Annotated in this window: 17 protein-coding genes; 5 read left to right on the top strand and 12 right to left on the bottom strand. The window is 54.3% G+C overall.

Annotated features, from left to right (window positions below; translation table 11 throughout):
* Positions 1 to 122: 122 nt before the first annotated feature.
* The 6 genes from purD to prmA form a co-directional block, all read right to left on the bottom strand.
* Positions 123 to 1,412 (bottom strand): phosphoribosylamine--glycine ligase, encoded by a 1,290-nt coding sequence (gene purD, locus OCL06_RS02630; protein WP_262992182.1) that lies wholly within the window; start codon positions 1,410 to 1,412, stop codon positions 123 to 125.
* Between the two features lie 12 nt (positions 1,413 to 1,424).
* Positions 1,425 to 2,240: a class I SAM-dependent methyltransferase gene (locus OCL06_RS02625; RefSeq protein ID WP_262992181.1), complete on the bottom strand. Its 816-nt coding sequence runs from the start codon at positions 2,238 to 2,240 to the stop codon at positions 1,425 to 1,427.
* A gap of 183 nt (positions 2,241 to 2,423) precedes the next feature.
* Entirely contained in the window at positions 2,424 to 4,022 is a 1,599-nt protein-coding gene (gene purH, locus OCL06_RS02620; RefSeq protein ID WP_262992180.1) for a bifunctional phosphoribosylaminoimidazolecarboxamide formyltransferase/IMP cyclohydrolase, read from the bottom strand.
* Between the two features lie 84 nt (positions 4,023 to 4,106).
* Positions 4,107 to 4,400, bottom strand: coding sequence for a DNA-binding transcriptional regulator Fis (gene fis / locus OCL06_RS02615; protein WP_018982332.1), 294 nt, complete (start codon positions 4,398 to 4,400; stop codon positions 4,107 to 4,109).
* Positions 4,401 to 4,430: 30 nt separating this feature from the next.
* Positions 4,431 to 5,429 carry a tRNA dihydrouridine synthase DusB gene (gene dusB / locus OCL06_RS02610; RefSeq protein ID WP_262992341.1) on the bottom strand — a complete coding sequence of 333 codons (999 nt, stop codon included), beginning with the start codon at positions 5,427 to 5,429 and terminating at the stop codon, positions 4,431 to 4,433.
* Between the two features lie 240 nt (positions 5,430 to 5,669).
* A complete protein-coding gene (gene prmA / locus OCL06_RS02605) occupies positions 5,670 to 6,554 on the bottom strand; it encodes a 50S ribosomal protein L11 methyltransferase (RefSeq protein WP_262992179.1) in 885 nt (294 codons plus the stop codon).
* 180 nt (positions 6,555 to 6,734) lie between these two features.
* Here prmA and OCL06_RS02600 point away from each other — a divergent pair, with 180 nt between their 5' ends.
* Positions 6,735 to 7,502 (top strand): substrate-binding periplasmic protein, encoded by a 768-nt coding sequence (locus OCL06_RS02600; protein ID WP_262992178.1) that lies wholly within the window; start codon positions 6,735 to 6,737, stop codon positions 7,500 to 7,502.
* Here the strand turns inward: OCL06_RS02600 and OCL06_RS02595 are convergent.
* Positions 7,486 to 9,003, bottom strand: coding sequence for a S10 family peptidase (locus OCL06_RS02595; protein WP_262992177.1), 1,518 nt, complete (start codon positions 9,001 to 9,003; stop codon positions 7,486 to 7,488). The two genes, OCL06_RS02600 and OCL06_RS02595, sit on opposite strands and share 17 nt — an antisense overlap.
* Positions 9,004 to 9,211: 208 nt before the next feature.
* Between OCL06_RS02595 and OCL06_RS02590 the strand changes: the two genes are divergently transcribed.
* Complete coding sequence (locus tag OCL06_RS02590; protein WP_262992176.1) at positions 9,212 to 10,873, top strand: amidase; 1,662 nt, start codon at positions 9,212 to 9,214, stop codon at positions 10,871 to 10,873.
* A gap of 27 nt (positions 10,874 to 10,900) precedes the next feature.
* Here the strand turns inward: OCL06_RS02590 and OCL06_RS02585 are convergent, their stop codons facing one another.
* The 3 genes from OCL06_RS02585 to OCL06_RS02575 all read right to left on the bottom strand — a co-directional run bounded on the left by OCL06_RS02585 (position 10,901) and on the right by OCL06_RS02575 (position 12,221).
* Positions 10,901 to 11,194, bottom strand: a complete 294-nt coding sequence (locus OCL06_RS02585) for a high-potential iron-sulfur protein (RefSeq protein WP_262992175.1) — start codon at positions 11,192 to 11,194, stop codon at positions 10,901 to 10,903.
* Between the two features lie 201 nt (positions 11,195 to 11,395).
* Positions 11,396 to 12,028, bottom strand: a complete 633-nt coding sequence (locus OCL06_RS02580) for a flavin reductase family protein (protein WP_373318429.1) — start codon at positions 12,026 to 12,028, stop codon at positions 11,396 to 11,398.
* A 1-nt stretch (position 12,029) separates the two neighbouring features.
* Positions 12,030 to 12,221 (bottom strand): zinc ribbon domain-containing protein, encoded by a 192-nt coding sequence (locus OCL06_RS02575; protein WP_262992174.1) that lies wholly within the window; start codon positions 12,219 to 12,221, stop codon positions 12,030 to 12,032.
* A gap of 87 nt (positions 12,222 to 12,308) precedes the next feature.
* On the opposite strand from OCL06_RS02575, the gene OCL06_RS02570 reads away from it, so the two are divergent.
* A complete protein-coding gene (locus tag OCL06_RS02570; protein ID WP_262992173.1) occupies positions 12,309 to 12,605 on the top strand; it encodes a hypothetical protein in 297 nt (98 codons plus the stop codon).
* A 51-nt stretch (positions 12,606 to 12,656) separates the two neighbouring features.
* Positions 12,657 to 14,795 (top strand): exonuclease domain-containing protein, encoded by a 2,139-nt coding sequence (locus OCL06_RS02565; RefSeq protein WP_262992172.1) that lies wholly within the window; start codon positions 12,657 to 12,659, stop codon positions 14,793 to 14,795.
* A gap of 106 nt (positions 14,796 to 14,901) precedes the next feature.
* Here the strand turns inward: OCL06_RS02565 and OCL06_RS02560 are convergent, their stop codons facing one another.
* Together OCL06_RS02560 and OCL06_RS02555 are read right to left on the bottom strand one after the other, a co-directional pair.
* Positions 14,902 to 15,339 carry a hypothetical protein gene (locus OCL06_RS02560; RefSeq protein WP_262992171.1) on the bottom strand — a complete coding sequence of 146 codons (438 nt, stop codon included), beginning with the start codon at positions 15,337 to 15,339 and terminating at the stop codon, positions 14,902 to 14,904.
* Between the two features lie 228 nt (positions 15,340 to 15,567).
* Positions 15,568 to 16,512, bottom strand: coding sequence for a hypothetical protein (locus tag OCL06_RS02555; RefSeq protein ID WP_262992170.1), 945 nt, complete (start codon positions 16,510 to 16,512; stop codon positions 15,568 to 15,570).
* 360 nt (positions 16,513 to 16,872) lie between these two features.
* Between OCL06_RS02555 and OCL06_RS02550 the strand changes: the two genes are divergently transcribed.
* A complete protein-coding gene (locus OCL06_RS02550) occupies positions 16,873 to 19,593 on the top strand; it encodes a cation-transporting P-type ATPase (protein ID WP_262992169.1) in 2,721 nt (906 codons plus the stop codon).
* Positions 19,594 to 19,654: the final 61 nt, after the last annotated feature.

Raw genomic sequence — 19,654 nt, 5'->3', positions numbered from 1 at the left:
TGATGGTTAAGGCAATGGCTATACCCTAAACCAGCCCGGTGGGAAAAAGAAGCGGGAATTTATGCTGAAGGAATAACCGCCGGGCCACAGGGTGGGGCCCGGCGTCTTAACCGGCGTGGCGTTTAAGCCTGGCTTTCCCGGGCAATCGCGCGATGGGCGATATCAGTCCGGAAGTACACGTCCTGCCAGTTAATTTTAGCAACCAGTTCGTAGGCCTGTTGCTGTGCAGCCGTGACATTTTCGCCCAGTGCCGTGGCGCACAGCACCCGACCGCCGCTGGTGACAACCTTGCCATCCCGGGTACTGGTTCCGGCGTGAAACACTTTACCATTCAGAGTGGCGGCGTCCGCCAGCCCTTCGATGACATCGCCCTTGTTATAGCTTGCCGGATAACCACCGGCCGCTAACACCACACCCACGGCGGCGCGATCATCAAAGCTGATAGTCTGCTCGTCCAGTTTACCTTCACAGGCGGCCAGGCACAGTGGCACCAAATCAGACTGCAGGCGCATCATTATCGGCTGGGTTTCCGGATCGCCAAAGCGGCAGTTGTATTCAATCACCTTTGGGGTACCGTCGGGCATAATCATCAGTCCGGCATACAAAAAGCCCACATACGGATGCCCTTCGGCGGCCATGCCGTTCACAGTGGGCATAATCACTTCGTTCATGATGCGGTCATGAATGTCGGCAGTTACCACTGGCGCCGGTGAATATGCACCCATGCCGCCGGTGTTCGGGCCCTGATCACCGTTGGCGGCACGTTTATGATCCTGGCTGGTGGCAAACGGCAATACGTTTTTACCATCGACCATCACTATGAACGAGGCTTCTTCACCATCCAGAAACTCTTCAATGACTACCCGGTGCCCGGCATCGCCAAACGCGTTCCCGGCCAGCATGTCTTTGACGGCGGCTTCGGCATCTTCCTGCGTCATGGCCACTATCACCCCTTTACCGGCGGCCAGGCCATCGGCTTTGACCACAATCGGCGCCCCTTTTTCGCGTACATACGCCAGGGCCGGCTCAATCTCGGTAAAGTTCTGGTATTCCGCGGTAGGAATTTGATGGCGGGCCAGAAAATCTTTGGTGAAAGCTTTTGAGCCTTCCAGCTGCGCGGCCGCCTGAGAAGGACCAAAGATGCTCAGCCCGGCTTCTTCGAAAGCGTCTACGACACCGGCGACTAACGGGGCTTCCGGACCAACGATAGTCAGTGCCACGTCATTGGTTTTCGCAAAGGTCAGCAGACCGTCAAGATCTTCTGCGCCAACGGCGACGTTCTGTAGTTTGGGTTCGTGCAGGGTACCGGCATTACCGGGGGCTACGAAGACGGTGTCGACATCAGCAGATTGCGCGGCTTTCCAGGCCAGCGCGTGCTCGCGGCCACCGCCGCCTATAACAAGTACGTTCATCAATGATTCCGTTTATGCTTCAGGTTTTATAAATTTCAGGGTCATGCGGTTACTTTCACCAATGGCCATATAGGTGGCGCGGTCCTGATCTTTCATCGCCAGGCTGGGTGGCAGCGTCCAAACCCCTTTAGGGTGGTCGGCATCATCACGGGGGTTAGCATTCACGTCACTGCTGTCTGCCAGAGTAAAGCCTGCTGCCTCTGCCGCTGCAATCACCACATCCCGCTTCATGTAACCGCTTTTTTTCATGTGTTCGTCACTGCCATCGGCCGGCATTTCATGCTCTACCACGCCTAGCACACCACCCGGTTTCAGCACTTTGAAAAACGCCCCGAACGCATTGCTCAGGCCTTCATCACCGTGACGCATGTACCAGTTATGCACGTTACGAAAGGTCAGTACGGCATCGGCGGTACCGGCTTCGGTCATATCCAGTGCTTTGGTGGGATGAAATGCGGTCACCGTCAGGTCGGCGTAGGGCGGATGACTGGCTACCCGCTCGTTAAACTTCTTCAGGGCATTTTTAAAGTAGTCGTTCGTTGTCTCATCTACATAGAAATGGGCCGCTACCAGCTCACCGTTGTCATTGAGTAACGGTGCCAGAATATCGGTATACCAGCCACCACCCGGCCACACTTCCACCACTTTCATTCCCGGCTCAATGCCAAAGAAACGCAGCGTTTGTTGCGGGTGACGATACTCATCACGGGCTTTGGCGTCGGCACTGCGGTGTTCGCTTTTCACCGCATCGTGAATGGCGTCAGCATTGACACATGTGGCTGCCAGAGCCAGCGTTACGGCAGAAACAAGTTGCTTGAGAGCTGTCATGGTTGGGTATCCTTATGTGGCCAATTCAAGAGCAATACGGAGGGCGGCGTAATAACGCTTAACGGCCGGCGCTCCATCATTGCAGGATGAGTCCTAAGCCTAACTGAGCAGCTGGAAAAAACCAGTGTTTCGTAGGGCGGGCGTCAATTTATCTGCCGCTCGCCCTAACGCCGTCAGTTATACTTAGTGGCGGAAATGGCGCATGCCGGTGAATACCATGGCGATATCGTGCTCATCGGCTGCCGCAATAACTTCGTTGTCGCGCATGGAGCCGCCTGGCTGGATGACGGCTTTAATGCCGGCCGCTGCAGCCGCATCAATGCCATCGCGGAACGGGAAGAAGGCATCGGAGGCCATGACGGAGCCCGCCACTTCCAGGTTTTCATCGGCAGCTTTAATACCGGCAATTTTCGCTGAATACACCCGGCTCATCTGGCCTGCGCCCACGCCCACGGTCATGCCGTCTTTGCAGTAAACAATAGCGTTAGACTTCACGTACTTGGCCACTTTCCAGCAGAACATCAGGTCGCGCAGTTCCTCTTCGGTAGGCTGGCGCTTCGTGACCACTTCCAGGTCGTCCGTTTCCACCATACCAAAGTCACGTTCCTGAACCAGCAGGCCGCCGTTGACGCGTTTGAAGTCATAGCCTTCGGTCAGCTGACCGTGCCAGTCGCCGCAGGCTAGCAGGCGGACGTTTTTCTTGGCCGCAACAACGGTTTTCGCCTCATCAGACACCGACGGGGCAATAATCACTTCCACAAACTGACGGTCGACGATGGCCTGTGCAGTGTCGCCGTCCAGTTCGCGGTTAAATGCAATGATGCCGCCAAACGCCGACGTAGGGTCGGTTTTAAAGGCCCGATCATAGGCGGTCAGAATGTTGTCGCCGATAGCTACGCCACACGGGTTGGCGTGCTTAACAATGACACAGGCCGGCTCGTCAAATTCTTTCACGCATTCCAGCGCAGCATCGGTGTCGGCAATGTTATTAAACGACAGCTCTTTACCCTGGAATTGTTCGGCTGTGGCCACCGAGGCTTCCTGTACCTCATTTTCCACATAAAAGGCCGCCGCCTGATGGCTGTTCTCGCCATATCGCAGATCCTGCTTTTTACGCATCTGCATATTATAGGTACGGGGGAATTCACTATGCTGGTGGTCACAATCGTCTTCGCACTCCACCGCATCGATTTTTGCGCCGAAGTAGTTGGCGATCATGCCGTCGTATTCTGCGGTGTGCTCGAAGGCCTTGATGGCCAGGTCGAAGCGGGTAGCGTAGGTTAGTGAACCGCTGTTATCGTTCATTTCTTCCAGCACGCCGGCATAATCCTGGGCGTTAACCACAATCGTCACATCTTTATGGTTTTTCGCCGCGGCGCGCACCATGGTCGGCCCACCGATATCGATATTTTCGATGGCATCTTCCAGCGTGCAGTCTTCACTGGCTACTGTGGCGGCAAACGGGTACAAGTTCACTACCACCAAATCAATCGGCGCAATTTCATGCTCAGCCATTACCGCTTCATCTTTGTCGCGACGACCTAAAATGCCACCATGGATTTTGGGGTGCAGGGTTTTCACCCGGCCGTCCATAATTTCCGGGTGACCGGTGTAAGCGGATACCTCTGTAACCGGCAGGCCGGCATCACTCAGTAGTCTGGCGGTGCCGCCGGTGGACAGCAGTTCTACGCCGGCCTGATCCAGTGCGGTGGCAAATTCCACGATACCGGTTTTGTCTGACACACTTAATAGCGCACGTTTGATGGGTTTAGGTGTTTGCATAGTGGGTAATAACTTTCTTTATCGAGAGTGTGAAACAAAAAGAGCACCGGAAGGTGCTCTTGGTGTGGGCTAAGCCCAGAATTCTTAGTTCATGCCGTACTGCTTCAGCTTTTTGCGAAGCGTACCGCGGTTGATGCCCATCATGATGGCCGCGCGGGTTTGGTTGCCGCGGGTGTAGGTCATCACCTCTTCCAGCAGTGGGGCTTCAACTTCAGCCAGTACCAGTTCGTACAGATTGTCGATATTGGCATTGTCCAGTTGCTTCAGATACTTGTTAACCGCTTGCTTTACAGAGTCGCGCAACGGCTTTTGAGCTTGAGTTTGTGAAGGTGTAGTTACTGTCGTTGTAAATGGTGAAGTCACATTTTGATCGAACATAATACTTTCTTGCTCTTTAGTTAGTCATCACTATGCTGCAGGAGAAATCTGTCGGGTTTCCCGTGATTGCAGCGATTGAAAATAATCGTCAAGTGCGTTGAGCTGTGCATCAGCCTGCTCAATAGCATTGAATGTTTTACGAAACTGACGTTCCTTATCATGTTCCGCGAGATACCAGCCCACGTGCTTCCGGGCAATTCTCACCCCGGTAATGTCGCCATAAAAGGCGTGCACGTTCGCAACGTGTTCATGTAACACCTGATGTTGTTCAGACAATAATGGAGGCGCCAGGTTCTCGCCGGTTTCCAGAAAATGCAGGATTTGTTTAAAAATCCATGGATTTCCCTGGGCACCGCGACCAATCATCACTCCGTCTGCACCAGTGTACTCAAGCACATGTTGTGCCTTTTCCGGAGACGTTATATCGCCATTGGCAATAACAGGAATAGACACAGCACCTTTAATGTCTCGGATGGTGTGATACTCCGCGTCCCCTTTGTACATACAGGCTCGGGTTCTGCCATGAACCGCCAGCGATTGTATGCCGTTTTGCTCTGCAATCCGGGCAATCTCTACCCCATTGCGGTTATCGGTATTCCAGCCGGTGCGTATCTTCAGGGTGACAGGTACGTCTACTGCATTTACCACGGCCTTGATAATAGACTCTACCAGGTCGGGGTATTGCAGCAGGGCAGAACCTGCCAGCTTCTTATTCACTTTCTTGGCGGGGCAACCCATGTTGATATCGATGATTTGTGCACCGTTACCTACATTAAATTGCGCTGCCTGTGCCATAAGCTCGGGATCGGCCCCAGCAATTTGCACTGAGCGAATACCGTCCTCTCCCGTGTGGTCCATACGTGACATCGATTTCGCAGTCTTCCAGACCCGCGGATTACTCGACAGCATTTCTGATACCACTAGACCGGCACCCATTCTTCTGCACAGTTGTCGAAATGGACGATCTGTAACGCCAGCCATCGGGGCCAACATTAAATTGTTTGCCAATTTGTACGGTCCGATTTGCATACTCATAACGACTTATATTGAACAGAAATTAAACACCCGGCTAAAACGGGGCGCTAAGTGTACGTGTTTTCGCAAGCCTTGAAAAGGCTAAAAATCACACAAAATTTGCATTTCGGGGCTTGACAGAATGATTTTCAGGAAGATTTTCAGAGGTTGTTAGAAAAGATGTTAAACCCTTGTGTGGCATGGGCTGGCACCGGACCTGTCAGGCCCGGTTGTACAGAAAATGTCAAGTGAAACTCAGGCTAATTTACGTACGCCGGACACCCGCGCCCAGTCGCCATCAATCGCGCTGGTATCCAAATCAAAATCGCGGGCATACGCGGCTTCTATTCGTGCTACCTGCTCGGCCAGAATGCCTGACAGCACCAGTTTTCCGCCTGGCTTACAATACGCCGTAATCACATCTTGCAATTCCAGCAGCGGGCCGGACAGAATATTCGCCATGACCACATCGGCCTGCAAACTGGGCTGGTCGTCCGGCAGGTACACCGATAAGCGGTCAGCCACGTCATTGCGGCGGGCATTTTCCTGGGACGCCTGTAACGCCTGTGGGTCGATATCAATGCCGGTGACATGGCCGGCGCCCAGCTTCAGGGCAGCCAGCGCCAGAATGCCGGAGCCACACCCAAAGTCCACCACCTGCTTACCGGTCAGGGACAACCCATCCAGCCAGCGTAAACATAAAGAAGTGGTGGGGTGGGTGCCGGTACCAAACGCCAGACCAGGATCCAGCATTACGTTCACGGCCCCGGGGTCGGGCACCTCACGCCAGCTTGGACAAATCCACAACCGCTCGCCGAACTGCATGGGGTGAAAGTTATCCATCCACTCCCGCTCCCAGTCTTTGTCTTCCAACGGGTCGAGCTTATGGGTAAAGTTGTTACCCAGCAGCTTTGATTGTGCCAACCGGGCAATAATACTTGGCATGTCGTCACTGGCATCAAACAAACCCACCACCTGGGTATCGGGCCACAACATGGTTTCACCTGGCTTGGGCTCATACACGGGGGTATCTTTGGCATCCACAAAGGTTACCGCCTGGGCGCCGTTGGCCGAGAGCATCGTACCGATACTTTCAGCGTGTTCTGCGGTGGCATTGATGCGAAGTTGTAACCAGGCCATGGGGATACTCGTTTAGGAAATTAAAGTGCAAATTGTAGCAAGAGCGGATGACTGAGGAAACGACGCTGTGCCGTTTCCCATGTAAAGGAACATGTTCGCAGTTCGAACTAGCCGATAGTTTAATGGTGTTACCAGGAAGGGGTTAATATAATAGTGTTCTGGTTCTCTACCTTGCAGTTTATGAGGCAAATACTCTTAGGGTTAATCTTCGCGCTGATATGTGCACCCACGGTGGGACGACAGATAGATGTCGTGGTGGGCTGGGATAAGCCGCCTTATGTGATGGCTGACACCCATAGCGGCTTCGAATTAGAGCTGGTTCGCCAAATTCTGCATGAGATAGGGCACGAGATGTACCCCATTTATGTACCTTTTGGCAGAACCACCCGGCTGGTCAATGCCCGCAGCGCAGACATTGGTCTGACTATCAATCCCCGGCACAACGTCGACAGTAAAATTCTCAGCGATGTCTACGTGGTTTATCAGAACGTGGCCGTCACCTTAGCGTCCCGCGAACTCAAGTTGCACGCCATTGATGATCTGGAAGAACACACCATTGCCGCGTTTCAGACTGCCCGCTTGGTGCTGGGTGAAGAGTTTAATGCACTCACCGCGGCGCACCGCGGCTATCTGGAAATGCCCGAGCAGCAACGGCAGGTCAGCTTGTTACTGTTGGGCAGCGTGGATGTGGCGGTGATGGATCGCAATATTTTCATGATGCTGAAAAACCAGCTACCCGCTGGCCGCCAGGTTGAGGTGGATGTGCACCCGTTGTTTGGCATCAGTCCGTATCGGGCTGCAATAGCCGATGATGAGCTGCGCAAGCAGTTTAACCGAACCCTTGCGCAGTTTATTGATGACGGTCGCTATCAGGCGCTGATTGATGAGTTCAATCTGGTAAACCTGATAGACAACCTGCCGACCCGAACTCTTACCGGTTCTCCATAAACGCCCGAATATCCCCTACCAGCTGTGACAACGAAGGCTCATGGATGTACATCATGTGCCCGGCTTCGTAATAATGCATGGCCACCCGATCATTATCGATACCGTGATGCTGCATGGAATATTCTGTGGCGAAGAACGGCGTGGCTAAATCGTAGTAGCCGTTGGCAATAAATATGCGGAAATCTTTATTCTGACGCATGGCTCGCGACAACGTGGGTGTCATGGCCAGAAACCCCTGACTACGGGGACTGTTGCCAACCAGCCAGTTCCAGTTACTGAAGACTTCACCAGACAGTACGTTGTACTTTTCCTCGCGCAGGGTATCCAGCTCGGTGGCCATATAGTGCTGCAGCGCTGCCGTGTAGGCACCATCGATGGCGTAAGACGACGGATCGGCCTCAAAACGGCTGCTCACTTTTACTGCATCCTCGCCGAGATACCGGCTGTCCAGCCGGCCCACCACCTGACCGCGGTCACGCAGCAGTTCCTTCATAAACCTGAATTCATTAATTCGCAGATCGCTCTGGCGCAGATAGGTTTTGCTTAAACCGGTAAACGCATGCAAAGACTCCACCGCCGCATCGACTTCGGCGTCAGTTGCCAGCCCACCTTTCAGCAATACTGTCGCGTACTCCTCCAGTGCAAACGTACGCACCGCCTCGAGGAATGCAGGCAGACTGTCGTAGCTGGCTTTATTGGGTACGGCATCGTGATACCAGGCCGTGGCTGCATACGTGGGCAGGAAGGTGATGTAAGGTAAATCATTGCCCTCGGTAAAATCACCGGTCTGGAAGTCCAGAATGGAGGAAATCAGCAATACGCCGTTGAGATCAATACTGCCCCAGCCTTCCTGCAATGACTTCACCATGGCCGCCGCGCGGGTGGTGCCATAACTCTCGCCGGCTAAATATTTCGGTGAGTTCCAGCGCTTGTTCTTGGTGATATATACGCGCACGAACTCGGCAAGGATATCGGCATCTTCTTTTACGCCCCAAAATGCTTTGCCTTCGGTGTCGCCCAGCGGCTTGGAGTAGCCAGTGCCTACCGGGTCAATAAATACCAAATCGGCAATGTCTAACAGACTGTCAGGGTTGGTTTTAATAGGAAACGGTGGCGCACCTACCTGCTGTGCGTCACTGGGCAGCACCACCCGTTTCGGCCCGAACAGCCCCATGTGCATCCACACACTGGAGGAGCCTGGTCCGCCGTTAAACACAAACATCAGGGGGCGGGTACTGCGGTTATCCACATCTTCACGAATATAGGCAATGCTGAAAATACTCGCCTCAGGTTCGCCCTTGGCATTTTTCAGGTGCGTATCACCGGCATGAACCGAATACTTCACGGTTTTGCCGTTAATTTTAGCCTTATGTTTGGTCACCGACATCTGTGCTTCGGGCACGGGCTGGGCCTTGTCTTCTTCGGCCTGGGCCTGCACCAATACCAGTGCACTTAACAGCAGCCAGAGGCTGGCAGGAAAAAAGTAGCGGAGTCGTATCATTATTATGTTTCCGTGTTATTAACAAACCAGGGTTTACCTCACCATGCCAGAATTGGGCAGTGGCAACAATTGCGGTACGGTAAAGGTAGCAGGATTTCCGACTGACGGTTGCCTGTAACGAACTCACCCGGCGGTTTGTGCGTAGTAGCAATTGGCTGCAAAAGCGGCTACTTTGAATTGTTCAATTCGCCTGACACAAGGAAAATCCATGGTTTGGAATTTACAGCAGGCCCGCTATCCCGGGCTGGTAGCGATGTTATTTATATTGTTGAGTGCCTGCGCGGCCACCCCGCAAACAACGCAAACTGACGAGCCTCAGGAAGCCGCGCCGTCAACCTGGCTGGATCGTAATGCCACAGAACAGGCGGCGGCCATTTTAGCCGGCGAGATGACATCGGAAACGCTGGTGCGCGGCTATCTGCGCCGCATCGAGCAATTGGACCCTAAAATTAACAGTGTCCTGGCGGTCAATCCGGATGCCTTGGCTGAAGCCCGGGCGCGGGACCAGGCGCTGGCCAACGGCGAGGTGGCAGGTCCGTTACACGGGATCCCGGTGCTGTTGAAAGACAATATTGAAGCTACCGGTATGGCTACTACCGCCGGCTCTATGGCATTAATCAACAATGATACCGGCCGCGATGCCCCTGTGGTGGCGCGATTAAAGGCGGCAGGTGCCATAATTCTGGGCAAAACCAATCTATCGGAATGGGCGAATTTCCGTTCAGAGTCATCGATAAGTGGCTGGAGTGCGATGGGCGGCCTTACGCACAACCCGCACCTGCTCAACCGGTCGGCCTGCGGGTCCTCGTCAGGCTCAGGAGCTGCGATGGCGGTGCGGCTGGCATCACTGGCAGTAGGTACGGAAACAAATGGCTCTATTATTTGCCCGGCCTCGATGAACGGTGTCGTCGGCTTTAAGCCCTCTGTGGGCTTGCTGTCACGCCGCCATATTGTGCCTATCTCACATACCCAGGATACCGCAGGACCTATGACGCGGTCGGTGCTTGACGCAGCCGTAATGTTCCAGGCAATGGCAGGGACAGACGCAAAAGATCCGGCTACTGTCGCGGCGCCTGAGTATCTTCCGCCCGCCGATACGGTGACCGACGGTAATCTTGAAGGTATGCGCGTAGGCGTGGTGCGTTTTCGTCAGGGCGACAACCCTCATGTTCTCAAAGCCTATAATGCGGCGCTGGATACACTGAAAGCCAAAGGTGCGGTGCTGGTGGAGCTGAATGATTTTTCTCAGCCAGATGCGTTCTGGCCCAGCTCTTACAAAGTGCTGCTCAGTGAATTTCACCACAATATTAACGAGTATCTGGCGGACTCACCGGCCGAGTTGCCGGCGCGGGATCTGAAAGGCCTGATGGCGTTTAACAACCAGACCCCGCGGGAACTGGCACTGTTCGATCAGTCTATCTTTGTCAAGTCGCTGGCGGCGCCGGCTATTGACAGCGACGAGTACCAAGAGGCGCTCTCACTGGTGCGCACCACGGCCCGGGAGAAGGGTATTGACCAGTTTCTCAGTAGTCATAATCTGGATGTGATCGTAGCGCCGTCCAACAGTCCGGCTTTCATGATTGATGCCATTTACGGTGATCATTCGCCGGTGGGCTTTATCGGTATAGGCTATCTGGCAGCTGTTGCCGGCTACCCGCATCTCACCGTGCCGGTGGCCGAGGTGAAAGGGTTACCTGTAGGACTTAGCTTTATTGGCGGGCAGTGGCAGGATATGCAGGTACTGCGCGCCGGGTATTTGTTCGAGCAAGCGCACACGTTTACGCCGGAAGTGCAAATGGCGGAAAGCCGGCTGCAGGAGCCTGGTCTGAAAGCGTTATTTCAACCGCTGTCATCTTCTGCTGACAACTAGCGGAGATACCAGGATGAGGCGTGAGCCTTATCCTGGTTTTTTCACCCACGCACTGCACCAGCCTTCGGCATTGACCAGTTTGCCCGGGAAAATAGCGCAGGGACGGTGTTGCTCTCCATCGCTGCCCTGAATGTACATGCAATTGGCGCAGTTCGACCCTTCCGTAGTGGAGGACGGCGTGTAATTCAGCGCTTTGGCCGTGGGGTCATCCGCTTGTAATTGCTCCTGTGCATTTGCACGCAAGGCGGTGCCACCAAGAGTCAGACCAATCACTGACGTGCTGGCCAGCTTCAGAAAATGTCGACGGTTTACGGGTTTCATTCAGTGCTCCCTGGTAGTGAAACGATAATGATTCTTTTTTCTTACCGCTTTAAAAGAACAAAACCCGCCAACAAGCGGGTTAATCATTACCTTATACTTATACCCGTTTTTCACGGATCGCGCAAAGCTGTGTCTTATTTAAACATACCGGGTAATGCCATGTAGCAGTTAGAGCTGATCAGCGGCGAAAGGTTCCCTGCGTCACTTGACCGCTACCGGTGTATCGGGTTTGGCATATTCAAAGCGCGCCAAACGGGTAGTGCTATGATAGCTGTCCAGCCCGGTGATCGCAGCGCTGCCCAGCGCCTCAATATCCACATAACCGTCCTCCGCTACGGTATTGTTGGCCAGGATCACTTCCTGAATATGGCCAATCACCAACACCGTTTTGTTTTCCAGGGTCAGATGCTGAGACAGACGTAAGCCTATCTTCACCCGGCTTTCCTGTACGTAGGGCGCCGCATGTGACTCACTGTACCAGGAGGTCAGGCCGCATTGTGCGAACTCGCTCACATCTGCATCGAAGCGGGCTGAAGTGTGGTGCGCTTTATCCACCCACTCGCTGCCCACATGGTTGATCGTATAAACGCCACTTTGCAGAATGTTTTCCAGCGTGTCGCGGACTACCGTATGCGGGCGCATGAGCATGCCCAGTAACGGTGGGTTCGCCCCCACATGGAACACTGAACTGATGATGGCCAGGTTTTCTGCTGCCTCGCTACGGGTGCCAATGACATTAGCGGCTTTCACGCCGGATAAACTGTTGATGAAATTAGCGCGAAACCGTTGCGGCATAGCGTCAAAATTTTCGGGCATAAATCGTGACGATGCCACGTCAGTCGTTTTCCCGCTCAGCCATGACCTGCAAATCGTCACCACTGCCGGTCACCGTCAGTTCAATAGGCTGACAGCATATCTGACAGTCCAGCACCTGGGTCTGGTTAACGTCATTTACTTCATCGACTTCCACATCATTGGGTGCCATGCAGTAGGGGCACGAAAAGCCCATCGGCCGTGTTAAGCTCATTACTCACCTGAATTGTTGATAGGGTTTACACTCCTTTACGCAGCTGCGCCGTAAACAGTTTGAAAGTCACCCGGAACCACTGAGGTTATGCAGCAGTCACCCAAAGTAGGGATATGCCCGTGTTGCCACCGCCGCACCCGGCTCACGGTTCATCATTTGATTCCTAAAAAAATGCATCGTCGCAAGCGGTTTAAAAAGCAGTACAGTAAGGCTGCCCTGAACGAAGGCATCGCGGTGTGCCGACAGTGCCACAATGGGATCCATCGGTTCTATTCTGAAATGGAGCTGGCGCAACGCTTCGGTAGTCTGTCAGCATTGAAAAACGATCCGACACTGGCAAATTACTTTGCATGGGTGGCTAAACAACGGATCAGGGTTGAATAAAGGCGCTGTATAAATATACACTATATGGGTAAATAGGAATATGAGCCACGCATGCGAAAAACCCTGCCGGAAAAATACTACCTCAGCCACTTTCATGAGTTTTTGCGCTTTTTTGAGGGGCAGAGCAAACACCTTCTGCACGCCCGAAGTCAGCAATTTATCGGCGATTTCAAAGCGCTGCCGGAAGATCAGCAATGCATTGTAGCCCGCGCCGCTAACCGTAAGTACGCGGTAGTCAACCGTGCCCACTTCACCTATGAAGAAATTCATCAGCCGCAGCAGCAACTGGATGCGCTGGTGGATACCGGGTGGTTTGGCCCTTTGTCACGGGCCCCCCTGCACGATGTGGCCGCTGTACTCACGAAAGCCGATATCATTGAGCTGCTTGGCTGTTATCACTCTACCCGGGGGCTGGCCTCCGCTACCAAGCCCGCCCTGGCCAGTCAGCTAAATAGCTATATTGCCGAGCAGGGCTGGCCAGCCAGCTGGTCTTGCGACCATTATTTGTATTGTGAGTTTGACGAGCACCTGCGTTTCTTGTTGTTTCTGTACTTCGGCAATACCCGTGGCCGCCTTAATCAGTTTTCGATGCGCGACCTCGGGATCATGCGCACCCGCGACGATTCCGCCAGCGGCGAGGCAGTCGCACGATTTGATGATGCCGATGAAGCCAGTGCGGCCTGGTATTATGCAAAGGAGCTGCAGGCACTCCCGTACGCGACACCAGCGCACCGACAGGCGTTGGCCGGAGCCTGGTTCCCGCCGGTAAACAGTGCGGTAGGCCAGCAACTTCAGGATAAATACTGCCTGAAGCTGGGACAGTCGCTACTGGACGAAGCGCCCGGGTTAGCGCTGGACGTACTGGCGCAGGGGGAAGGTGATAATGCCCGTGAGAAATGGCTGCGAGAGCTGTATAAGAGCGGCGATAAAGATACCGTGAAAGCGGAGCTTGAAAGCATTATAGACAACCCCGCGTCTGACACACTGCTGGCGTTCGCGGAAGATTTCTATGCCCGCAAATACCATAAAAAGCGCACCAGCGCAGTTACCGACATGTTGCGCAATGCCAGCCGGGTGTTAGCGCTCGATGAGAGTCAGAACCAGCAAGTAGAGCGGGGCGTTATCGCCTGGTATAAGCGCCGTGGAATAGCTGCGTGGCGCACCGAAAACCGGTTGTGGCGGGTGTTATTCGGACTCACTTTCTGGGAGTTGCTATACAACCAGGGGGCGCTGGTTAATGAATTTGATCGCCGGCCTCAGCCGCTGCGGCACAACGACTTTTATGCCCGTTATGGTGATGAAATTGAAGCGTTGCTGGCGAAGCTCGCCACGCCCGCGGATATGTTGCGGCACGTGACGCAACAGGCTGCCGCCCACTTTGGTAAAGTAAACAGCCTGTTTATGTGGAGCCAGCAGCTGCTGGAAACACCCAAAGTGCTGCTCCAGCAAGGCGACTACCCGGCCACCCAACAACTGCTGCGGATGATGTGTAAAGATTTTGCGTCACTGCGGGATGGCTTTCCGGATATTATGGTCGCCGACAACGGCCTGCGCTTCGAAGAGATTAAAGCCCCCGGCGATCAATTGCGGCGCAACCAGCTGATTTCTATTCAACGTCTGCAGCAAGCCGGATTCGATGTCACGATCACGCAGGTGAACTGGGTGCGCGACCCGCAGCAGCCCTATGCAGTAGTGGATATTGAAACCACCGGCGGCAATGCCAGCTACCATCGTATTACTGAAGTGGGCATTGCCAAGGTGGTGAATGGCGAAATTGTCGACCGCTGGGAGTCGCTGATAAACCCGCAACGGCGTATTCCGTCATCCATAACCCGCCTTACGGGCATTTCCGATGACATGGTGGCCGATGCCCCGTTGTTTGCCGAGGTGGCTGACAGCATCGCGGCCTTCACCGAAGACTGTGTATTTGTGGCGCATAACGTAAATTTTGATTACGGGTTTATTAAGCAGGAGTTTGCCAGGCTGGAACAGCCTTACCGGCGACCCAAACTCTGCACGGTCAGAGAGATGCGAAAGGCCTTCCCTGGGCTGCCCTCCTATTCTCTTGCTGCGCTCACTCAGCACTTTGGGATTGGAATGGATCGCCATCACCGCGCCTTGTCCGATGCCAATGCTGCCGCCGCACTATTGCTTATGACGCAGGAGGCCACGCCGGCAGACGTTAACTGAACGGGTGGCCGCAACACTAAGCATGTGGCACGTCATCCGAACGATTTACTACGTGGTTAATGTCCGTCTCATTACGCCCCCGGCGGCGCCAAAAAAAAATCACCCGCTACTTGTCGCTGGGTAAAGTAATGGCCGGTAACAACAGGCCAGTCAGTTGCTTACGCAGTGGGCTGGGAAAAACGCTAGTGTTGTCAGAGGCAATAATCTTCTGCGCCTGGGTAATGTTTGGCATTAACGACAGAAAGCGTGGGTCTTGAGTGTGAATGTGATGCACCTGCGTCATGATATCGTCAATCACCTCCATCGCCGGGCGGTGTTGATTGTTCGACAATTGTTTAGCAAGTGCACGTTTTACGAAGGCTTCCCACTCCGCGCGATAGCTGCCTTGCAGCCGCTCGGGGAAATCAGCCAGTTCGGCAATGTCCTTACCGATATCCTGATCTGGCTCAGTTTCGTCATACAACAGGCGAAGTGCAAACAGCACGTCAATGGTAAGCCGGGATACAGGTAAATGTTGGGTCAGTAAATGCACCCGCGAAGTCATGCTTCCTCCGTTACATCAGTGAGTGGCTTGCGCGATCACCTGTTAATTATAGCGAAAGTTGCTGTTTTTTTCAGCGGGATTAAAAAAACGTAATCTGCCTAGCCTGAACTGGGGCGGGGCTTGGGGCGTATATCACTACGCACTGTTAAAGTGTGTACGCGTTCTTGCTGTTTGGCCCGTCTTTTTTGGCGGGCCTTTTTTTGTTCGCAGCAAAACAGCCCCGTGGCTTCAGGGGTAATCCAGTGAGATGGCCACCCCGGTAAGTAGCCGGGTGGTGCTGTCTACGACGTCGAGGCGTACAAACCACTCCGCATCGTCGTGAACCGGCAGTCCGCCGCTGAGTTCAGCCGATATCCCGTGGCCGGTGCCCAGAAAGTCTTCAGTAAGCTCGGCGCGCGGACCAAACCCCTCACTGACGTAATTGTAATGGGCAAAGTATTCTAAAGGGTGTGTGCCTAACGTGAATTCGCCTGACAATCCGGCGATGGTTTTGGTGTTAGGATCGTCCAGCCGCTGCACCAGCTCCAGAAACAGCGTTTGTGAGTCGCGAAACTTCCAGCGGTACTCGCCCCGCAGAAAGTTACCTTCTCTGATGCGCTCCACACTGACTTCATAACTATGCCGCTCATCCAGGCGCGCGGAATATTCCAGCTCACCATAATTCAGTTCATCAGGGGCATCCAGTGCGTGGGCCGGATCGGTATTGTCCAGTTGGCCTGCCACCCATTCCAGCGCTGCGTTATTTTCTAATTCGAAGACCTGCCGTACGCCTTTAATCCAACCGTCTTTCGATAACCCTGACGACGACACCCGACCCTTGTAGGTAGGGATAACGCCCACCTCGGTTTTGCCGTGATCGCCCTGATAGCGCACAAATGCACGGCGCACATAAATATGTTCGCTGCTGCCATCGGCCAGCGTGTTGTGGGAAGAGCCAAAGTCGTCACCGGTCACCACAAAACTATTGATGCTCCAGCGCTCGGCACTGTCAAAGGTCCAGCTGGGATAGTAGCGCAGACGATACTGGTTGCGGTGGTCGCGGTCGGAACGGTCATCAAACCGGGCCTGAAGATCGAGATCATGGGAATACCCGGTGTTTGCCCATACCGCGGTGGCGGGCAGAAAAAGCGAAACCAGGGAGCAAATAGCCGTTAAAGACCAAAAACGTTGCATGCAGTGATAAACCTTCCTTGAGACTATTCCTGCATTATACGCAAATTATTTAAAAATCGATGAAAAAAGCCGGTGCACAGGCACCGGCACAAGGGTGGAATGTCCACCTGAGAGGGATAAACCAGGGAGGCTTACACATGAAAAACTTACCGGTAGCTGCCGCTACCCCAGTGACAGGAATATTACGCGAGCCTGCGGCACAGGGATATCCGTTAAAACTGATAGGCTTAATCAGGTTTTTTGAATCTGCTTCGGGCTACTGCCAGTTACCTAAATAACCGCCGACCACGTAAAAACTGTCTATAGTTTGGATAGACATAAATCCACACTGATAGCTGCTGATAGCGGCGGAGAGTATGTATGACTACCCAACAAGCCCGGCATGAACAAACCTGTGAGCAGGTTCTTTCGAGTCTGGAGGTCACCCCGAGCACCGGGTTGTCGGCTACAGAAGTCAGTGCCCGCCAGGCGCAATACGGGCCAAACCGGCTGGAGCCGGCTAAACAGACTACGGCGCTGATGCGGTTTTTACTGCAGTTTCACCAGCCGCTGGTGTATATCCTGTTGGGCGCCTGTGCCGTAACCCTGGTATTGCAGGAGTGGGTAGATTCTGCCGTTATCTTTGGTGTGGTGATTGTGAATGCCATCGTGGGTTACGTGCAGGAAGCAAAAGCGCTGAATGCGCTAAATGCCTTACAGGGGAGTTTGAGTCAGCACGCACAGGTCCTGCGAGAGGGTAAAAAAGCCACCATTGCCGCCGAAGATCTGGTGCCCGGCGACATTGTCTTACTGACGGCGGGAGAGCGGGTGCCGGCTGATCTGCGGTTACTGAAAAGCAAAGATCTGAAAATAGACGAGTCGGCCCTGACCGGTGAGTCACTGCCGGTAGAAAAAACCACGGCCCCGCTGTCCGGGGACATCGGGTTGGGTGACCGGATCAACATGGGCTATAGCAGCAGTCTGGTAACCTACGGCTCCGGTATGGGTGTGGTGACCAGTACCGGCACCCACACTGAAATCGGCAAAATCTCCACCCTGTTGAACGAAACCGAGACGCTGGATACGCCGCTCACCCAGCGTATAAAAGAATTCAGTCATCTGCTGTTGTACGCGGTGCTGGCACTGGCCGCAGTAACATTTATTGCGGGCTGGCTGCATGGTAACCCGTTGGTCGACTCCTTTATGGCCGCCGTGGCGCTGGCAGTGGGCGCCATTCCGGAAGGGTTGCCCGCCGCAGTAACCATTATGCTGGCCATTGGTGTGTCCAGAATGGCCAAACGTCACGCTATTATTCGGCAGTTGCCGGCGGTAGAGACCCTGGGCAGTACCACGGTGATCTGCTCGGATAAAACCGGCACACTGACAAAAAATGAAATGACGGTCACTACGCTGTGGTGCCCCGGTCAGCAGGCGAGAGTCAGTGGTACAGGCTATGCCCCTATCGGAAAATTTACCGCCGACGGTAACTCCATCAGTGTGGAGGACTATGCGCAGCTGAATGAATTGCTCATTGCCGGGGCGGCCTGTAACGACGCCAGTCTGAACGCGCCGGAAGAGCCGGGTGGTGTGTGGAGTATTATTGGCGATCCTACTGAGGCGGCCCTGTTAGCCTCCGCCCGTAAAGCAGGTATCACCGAGGATACTCTGCCCCCACGCATTGATGAAATCCCGTTTCGGTCAGAAACCAAGTATATGGCCACGCTGCACCACAACGAGGCAGGCACCTGTGCGTATGTGAAAGGCAGTGTGGAAGCCGTCACCGCGCGCTGTACGTTCCCTGAGCACAGCACGCTGACCGCAGAGGCGGTGGTGGCCGCGGCGGAGTCACTAGCGCGGGAAGGGTTGCGGGTACTGGCATTCGGACGCAAGCGTCTGGCGCAGGATAAGGGTGAGCTGACCACCGTTGATATTGATACCGGTCTGACATTTGTGGGCTTGCAGGGAATGATCGACCCGCCCCGGGACGAAGCCATCGAAGCCGTCGCCCATTGCCGCGCGGCAGGTGTAGAAGTGAAAATGATCACCGGCGACCACGCCATTACGGCCAGTGTTATTGGACAGAGTCTGGGGATTACCCACGCTGATGAAAAGGGCGTCACTCACACCGGCACGCAGCTGGATAATTACAATGAAGAAGAGCTGGATCATGCGGCGCTTACCGGCAAAATCTTCGCCCGGGTCAGCCCGGAGAATAAACTGGCACTGGTAACCAGTTTGCAAAAGCAAAATCAGGTGGTGGCTATGACCGGCGACGGAGTGAACGATGCACCGGCACTGCGCCGGGCGGACGTGGGCGTGGCAATGGCCCTCACCGGCACTGATGTGGCCCGGGATGCGGCCGATATGATGCTGACCGATGATAACTTCGCCTCCGTAACGGCAGCCGTGGAAGAAGGCCGCGGGGTGTACGACAACCTCAAGAAATTTATGGTGTGGACCTTGCCCACTAATGGTGGCGAAGCGCTGGTTATCATGACAGCAGTGCTGCTGGGGGTCGCGTTACCGTTATTGCCGGTTCACATTCTGTGGGTGAATATGACCACGGCAGTGTGTCTGGGGTTGATGCTGGCCTTTGAGCCTAAAGAGCAGGGCATTATGGCCCGGCCACCCCATGCGCCCAACTCGCCGATGCTGGATGGGGTGCTGCTGGTGCGTATTCTGCTGGTGTCATGCCTGCTGACGCTGGCAGCGTTTGGCTTATACCGCTACGAACTGATGCTCGGGGCTGCCGAAACAGCAGCCCGGACTGTGGCGGTCACCATGTTCGTGGTGGGTGAAGCATTTTACCTGTTTAACTGCCGCTCGTTACGGGTGTCGGTGTTCAAGGTGGGGCTGTTTTCCAATCGCTGGATTTGGATAGGCATGGCCACCATGCTGGTGTTACAGCTGATTTTTATTTATGTGCCCTGGATGCAGAGCGCGTTTCAGACTACCGGTATTGGTGTGATGGCGTGGTTGCGTATTCTGGCCGCCGGATTTGCGTTGTCGTTGGTGGTGGGGCTTGAGAAAAAGTGGCGGCAGACCCAGCGCCGGACCGCGGTATCCAACCCCCAGCCGTCACCGTCTGAGGAAATGCACTAATAGTATTGCAATAAAAAAACAGGCGCCATAAGGCGCCTGTTTTACATGTATCGGAACGTGG

Source organism: Alteromonas salexigens, from assembly GCF_025628895.1.
Lineage (GTDB): Bacteria > Pseudomonadota > Gammaproteobacteria > Enterobacterales > Alteromonadaceae > Alteromonas > Alteromonas salexigens.
This window is presented reverse-complemented; position numbering and strand designations above follow the sequence as displayed.

Coding starts and splice junctions, on each gene's coding strand:
- purD (WP_262992182.1), bottom strand. CDS start 1,412: ATGAACGTACTTGTTATAGGCGGCGGTGGCCGCGAGCACGCGCTGGCC.
- OCL06_RS02625 (WP_262992181.1), bottom strand. CDS start 2,240: ATGACAGCTCTCAAGCAACTTGTTTCTGCCGTAACGCTGGCTCTGGCA.
- purH (WP_262992180.1), bottom strand. CDS start 4,022: ATGCAAACACCTAAACCCATCAAACGTGCGCTATTAAGTGTGTCAGAC.
- fis (WP_018982332.1), bottom strand. CDS start 4,400: ATGTTCGATCAAAATGTGACTTCACCATTTACAACGACAGTAACTACA.
- dusB (WP_262992341.1), bottom strand. CDS start 5,429: ATGCAAATCGGACCGTACAAATTGGCAAACAATTTAATGTTGGCCCCG.
- prmA (WP_262992179.1), bottom strand. CDS start 6,554: ATGGCCTGGTTACAACTTCGCATCAATGCCACCGCAGAACACGCTGAA.
- OCL06_RS02600 (WP_262992178.1), top strand. CDS start 6,735: ATGAGGCAAATACTCTTAGGGTTAATCTTCGCGCTGATATGTGCACCC.
- OCL06_RS02595 (WP_262992177.1), bottom strand. CDS start 9,003: ATGATACGACTCCGCTACTTTTTTCCTGCCAGCCTCTGGCTGCTGTTA.
- OCL06_RS02590 (WP_262992176.1), top strand. CDS start 9,212: ATGGTTTGGAATTTACAGCAGGCCCGCTATCCCGGGCTGGTAGCGATG.
- OCL06_RS02585 (WP_262992175.1), bottom strand. CDS start 11,194: ATGAAACCCGTAAACCGTCGACATTTTCTGAAGCTGGCCAGCACGTCA.
- OCL06_RS02575 (WP_262992174.1), bottom strand. CDS start 12,221: ATGAGCTTAACACGGCCGATGGGCTTTTCGTGCCCCTACTGCATGGCA.
- OCL06_RS02570 (WP_262992173.1), top strand. CDS start 12,309: ATGCAGCAGTCACCCAAAGTAGGGATATGCCCGTGTTGCCACCGCCGC.
- OCL06_RS02565 (WP_262992172.1), top strand. CDS start 12,657: ATGCGAAAAACCCTGCCGGAAAAATACTACCTCAGCCACTTTCATGAG.
- OCL06_RS02560 (WP_262992171.1), bottom strand. CDS start 15,339: ATGACTTCGCGGGTGCATTTACTGACCCAACATTTACCTGTATCCCGG.
- OCL06_RS02555 (WP_262992170.1), bottom strand. CDS start 16,512: ATGCAACGTTTTTGGTCTTTAACGGCTATTTGCTCCCTGGTTTCGCTT.
- OCL06_RS02550 (WP_262992169.1), top strand. CDS start 16,873: ATGACTACCCAACAAGCCCGGCATGAACAAACCTGTGAGCAGGTTCTT.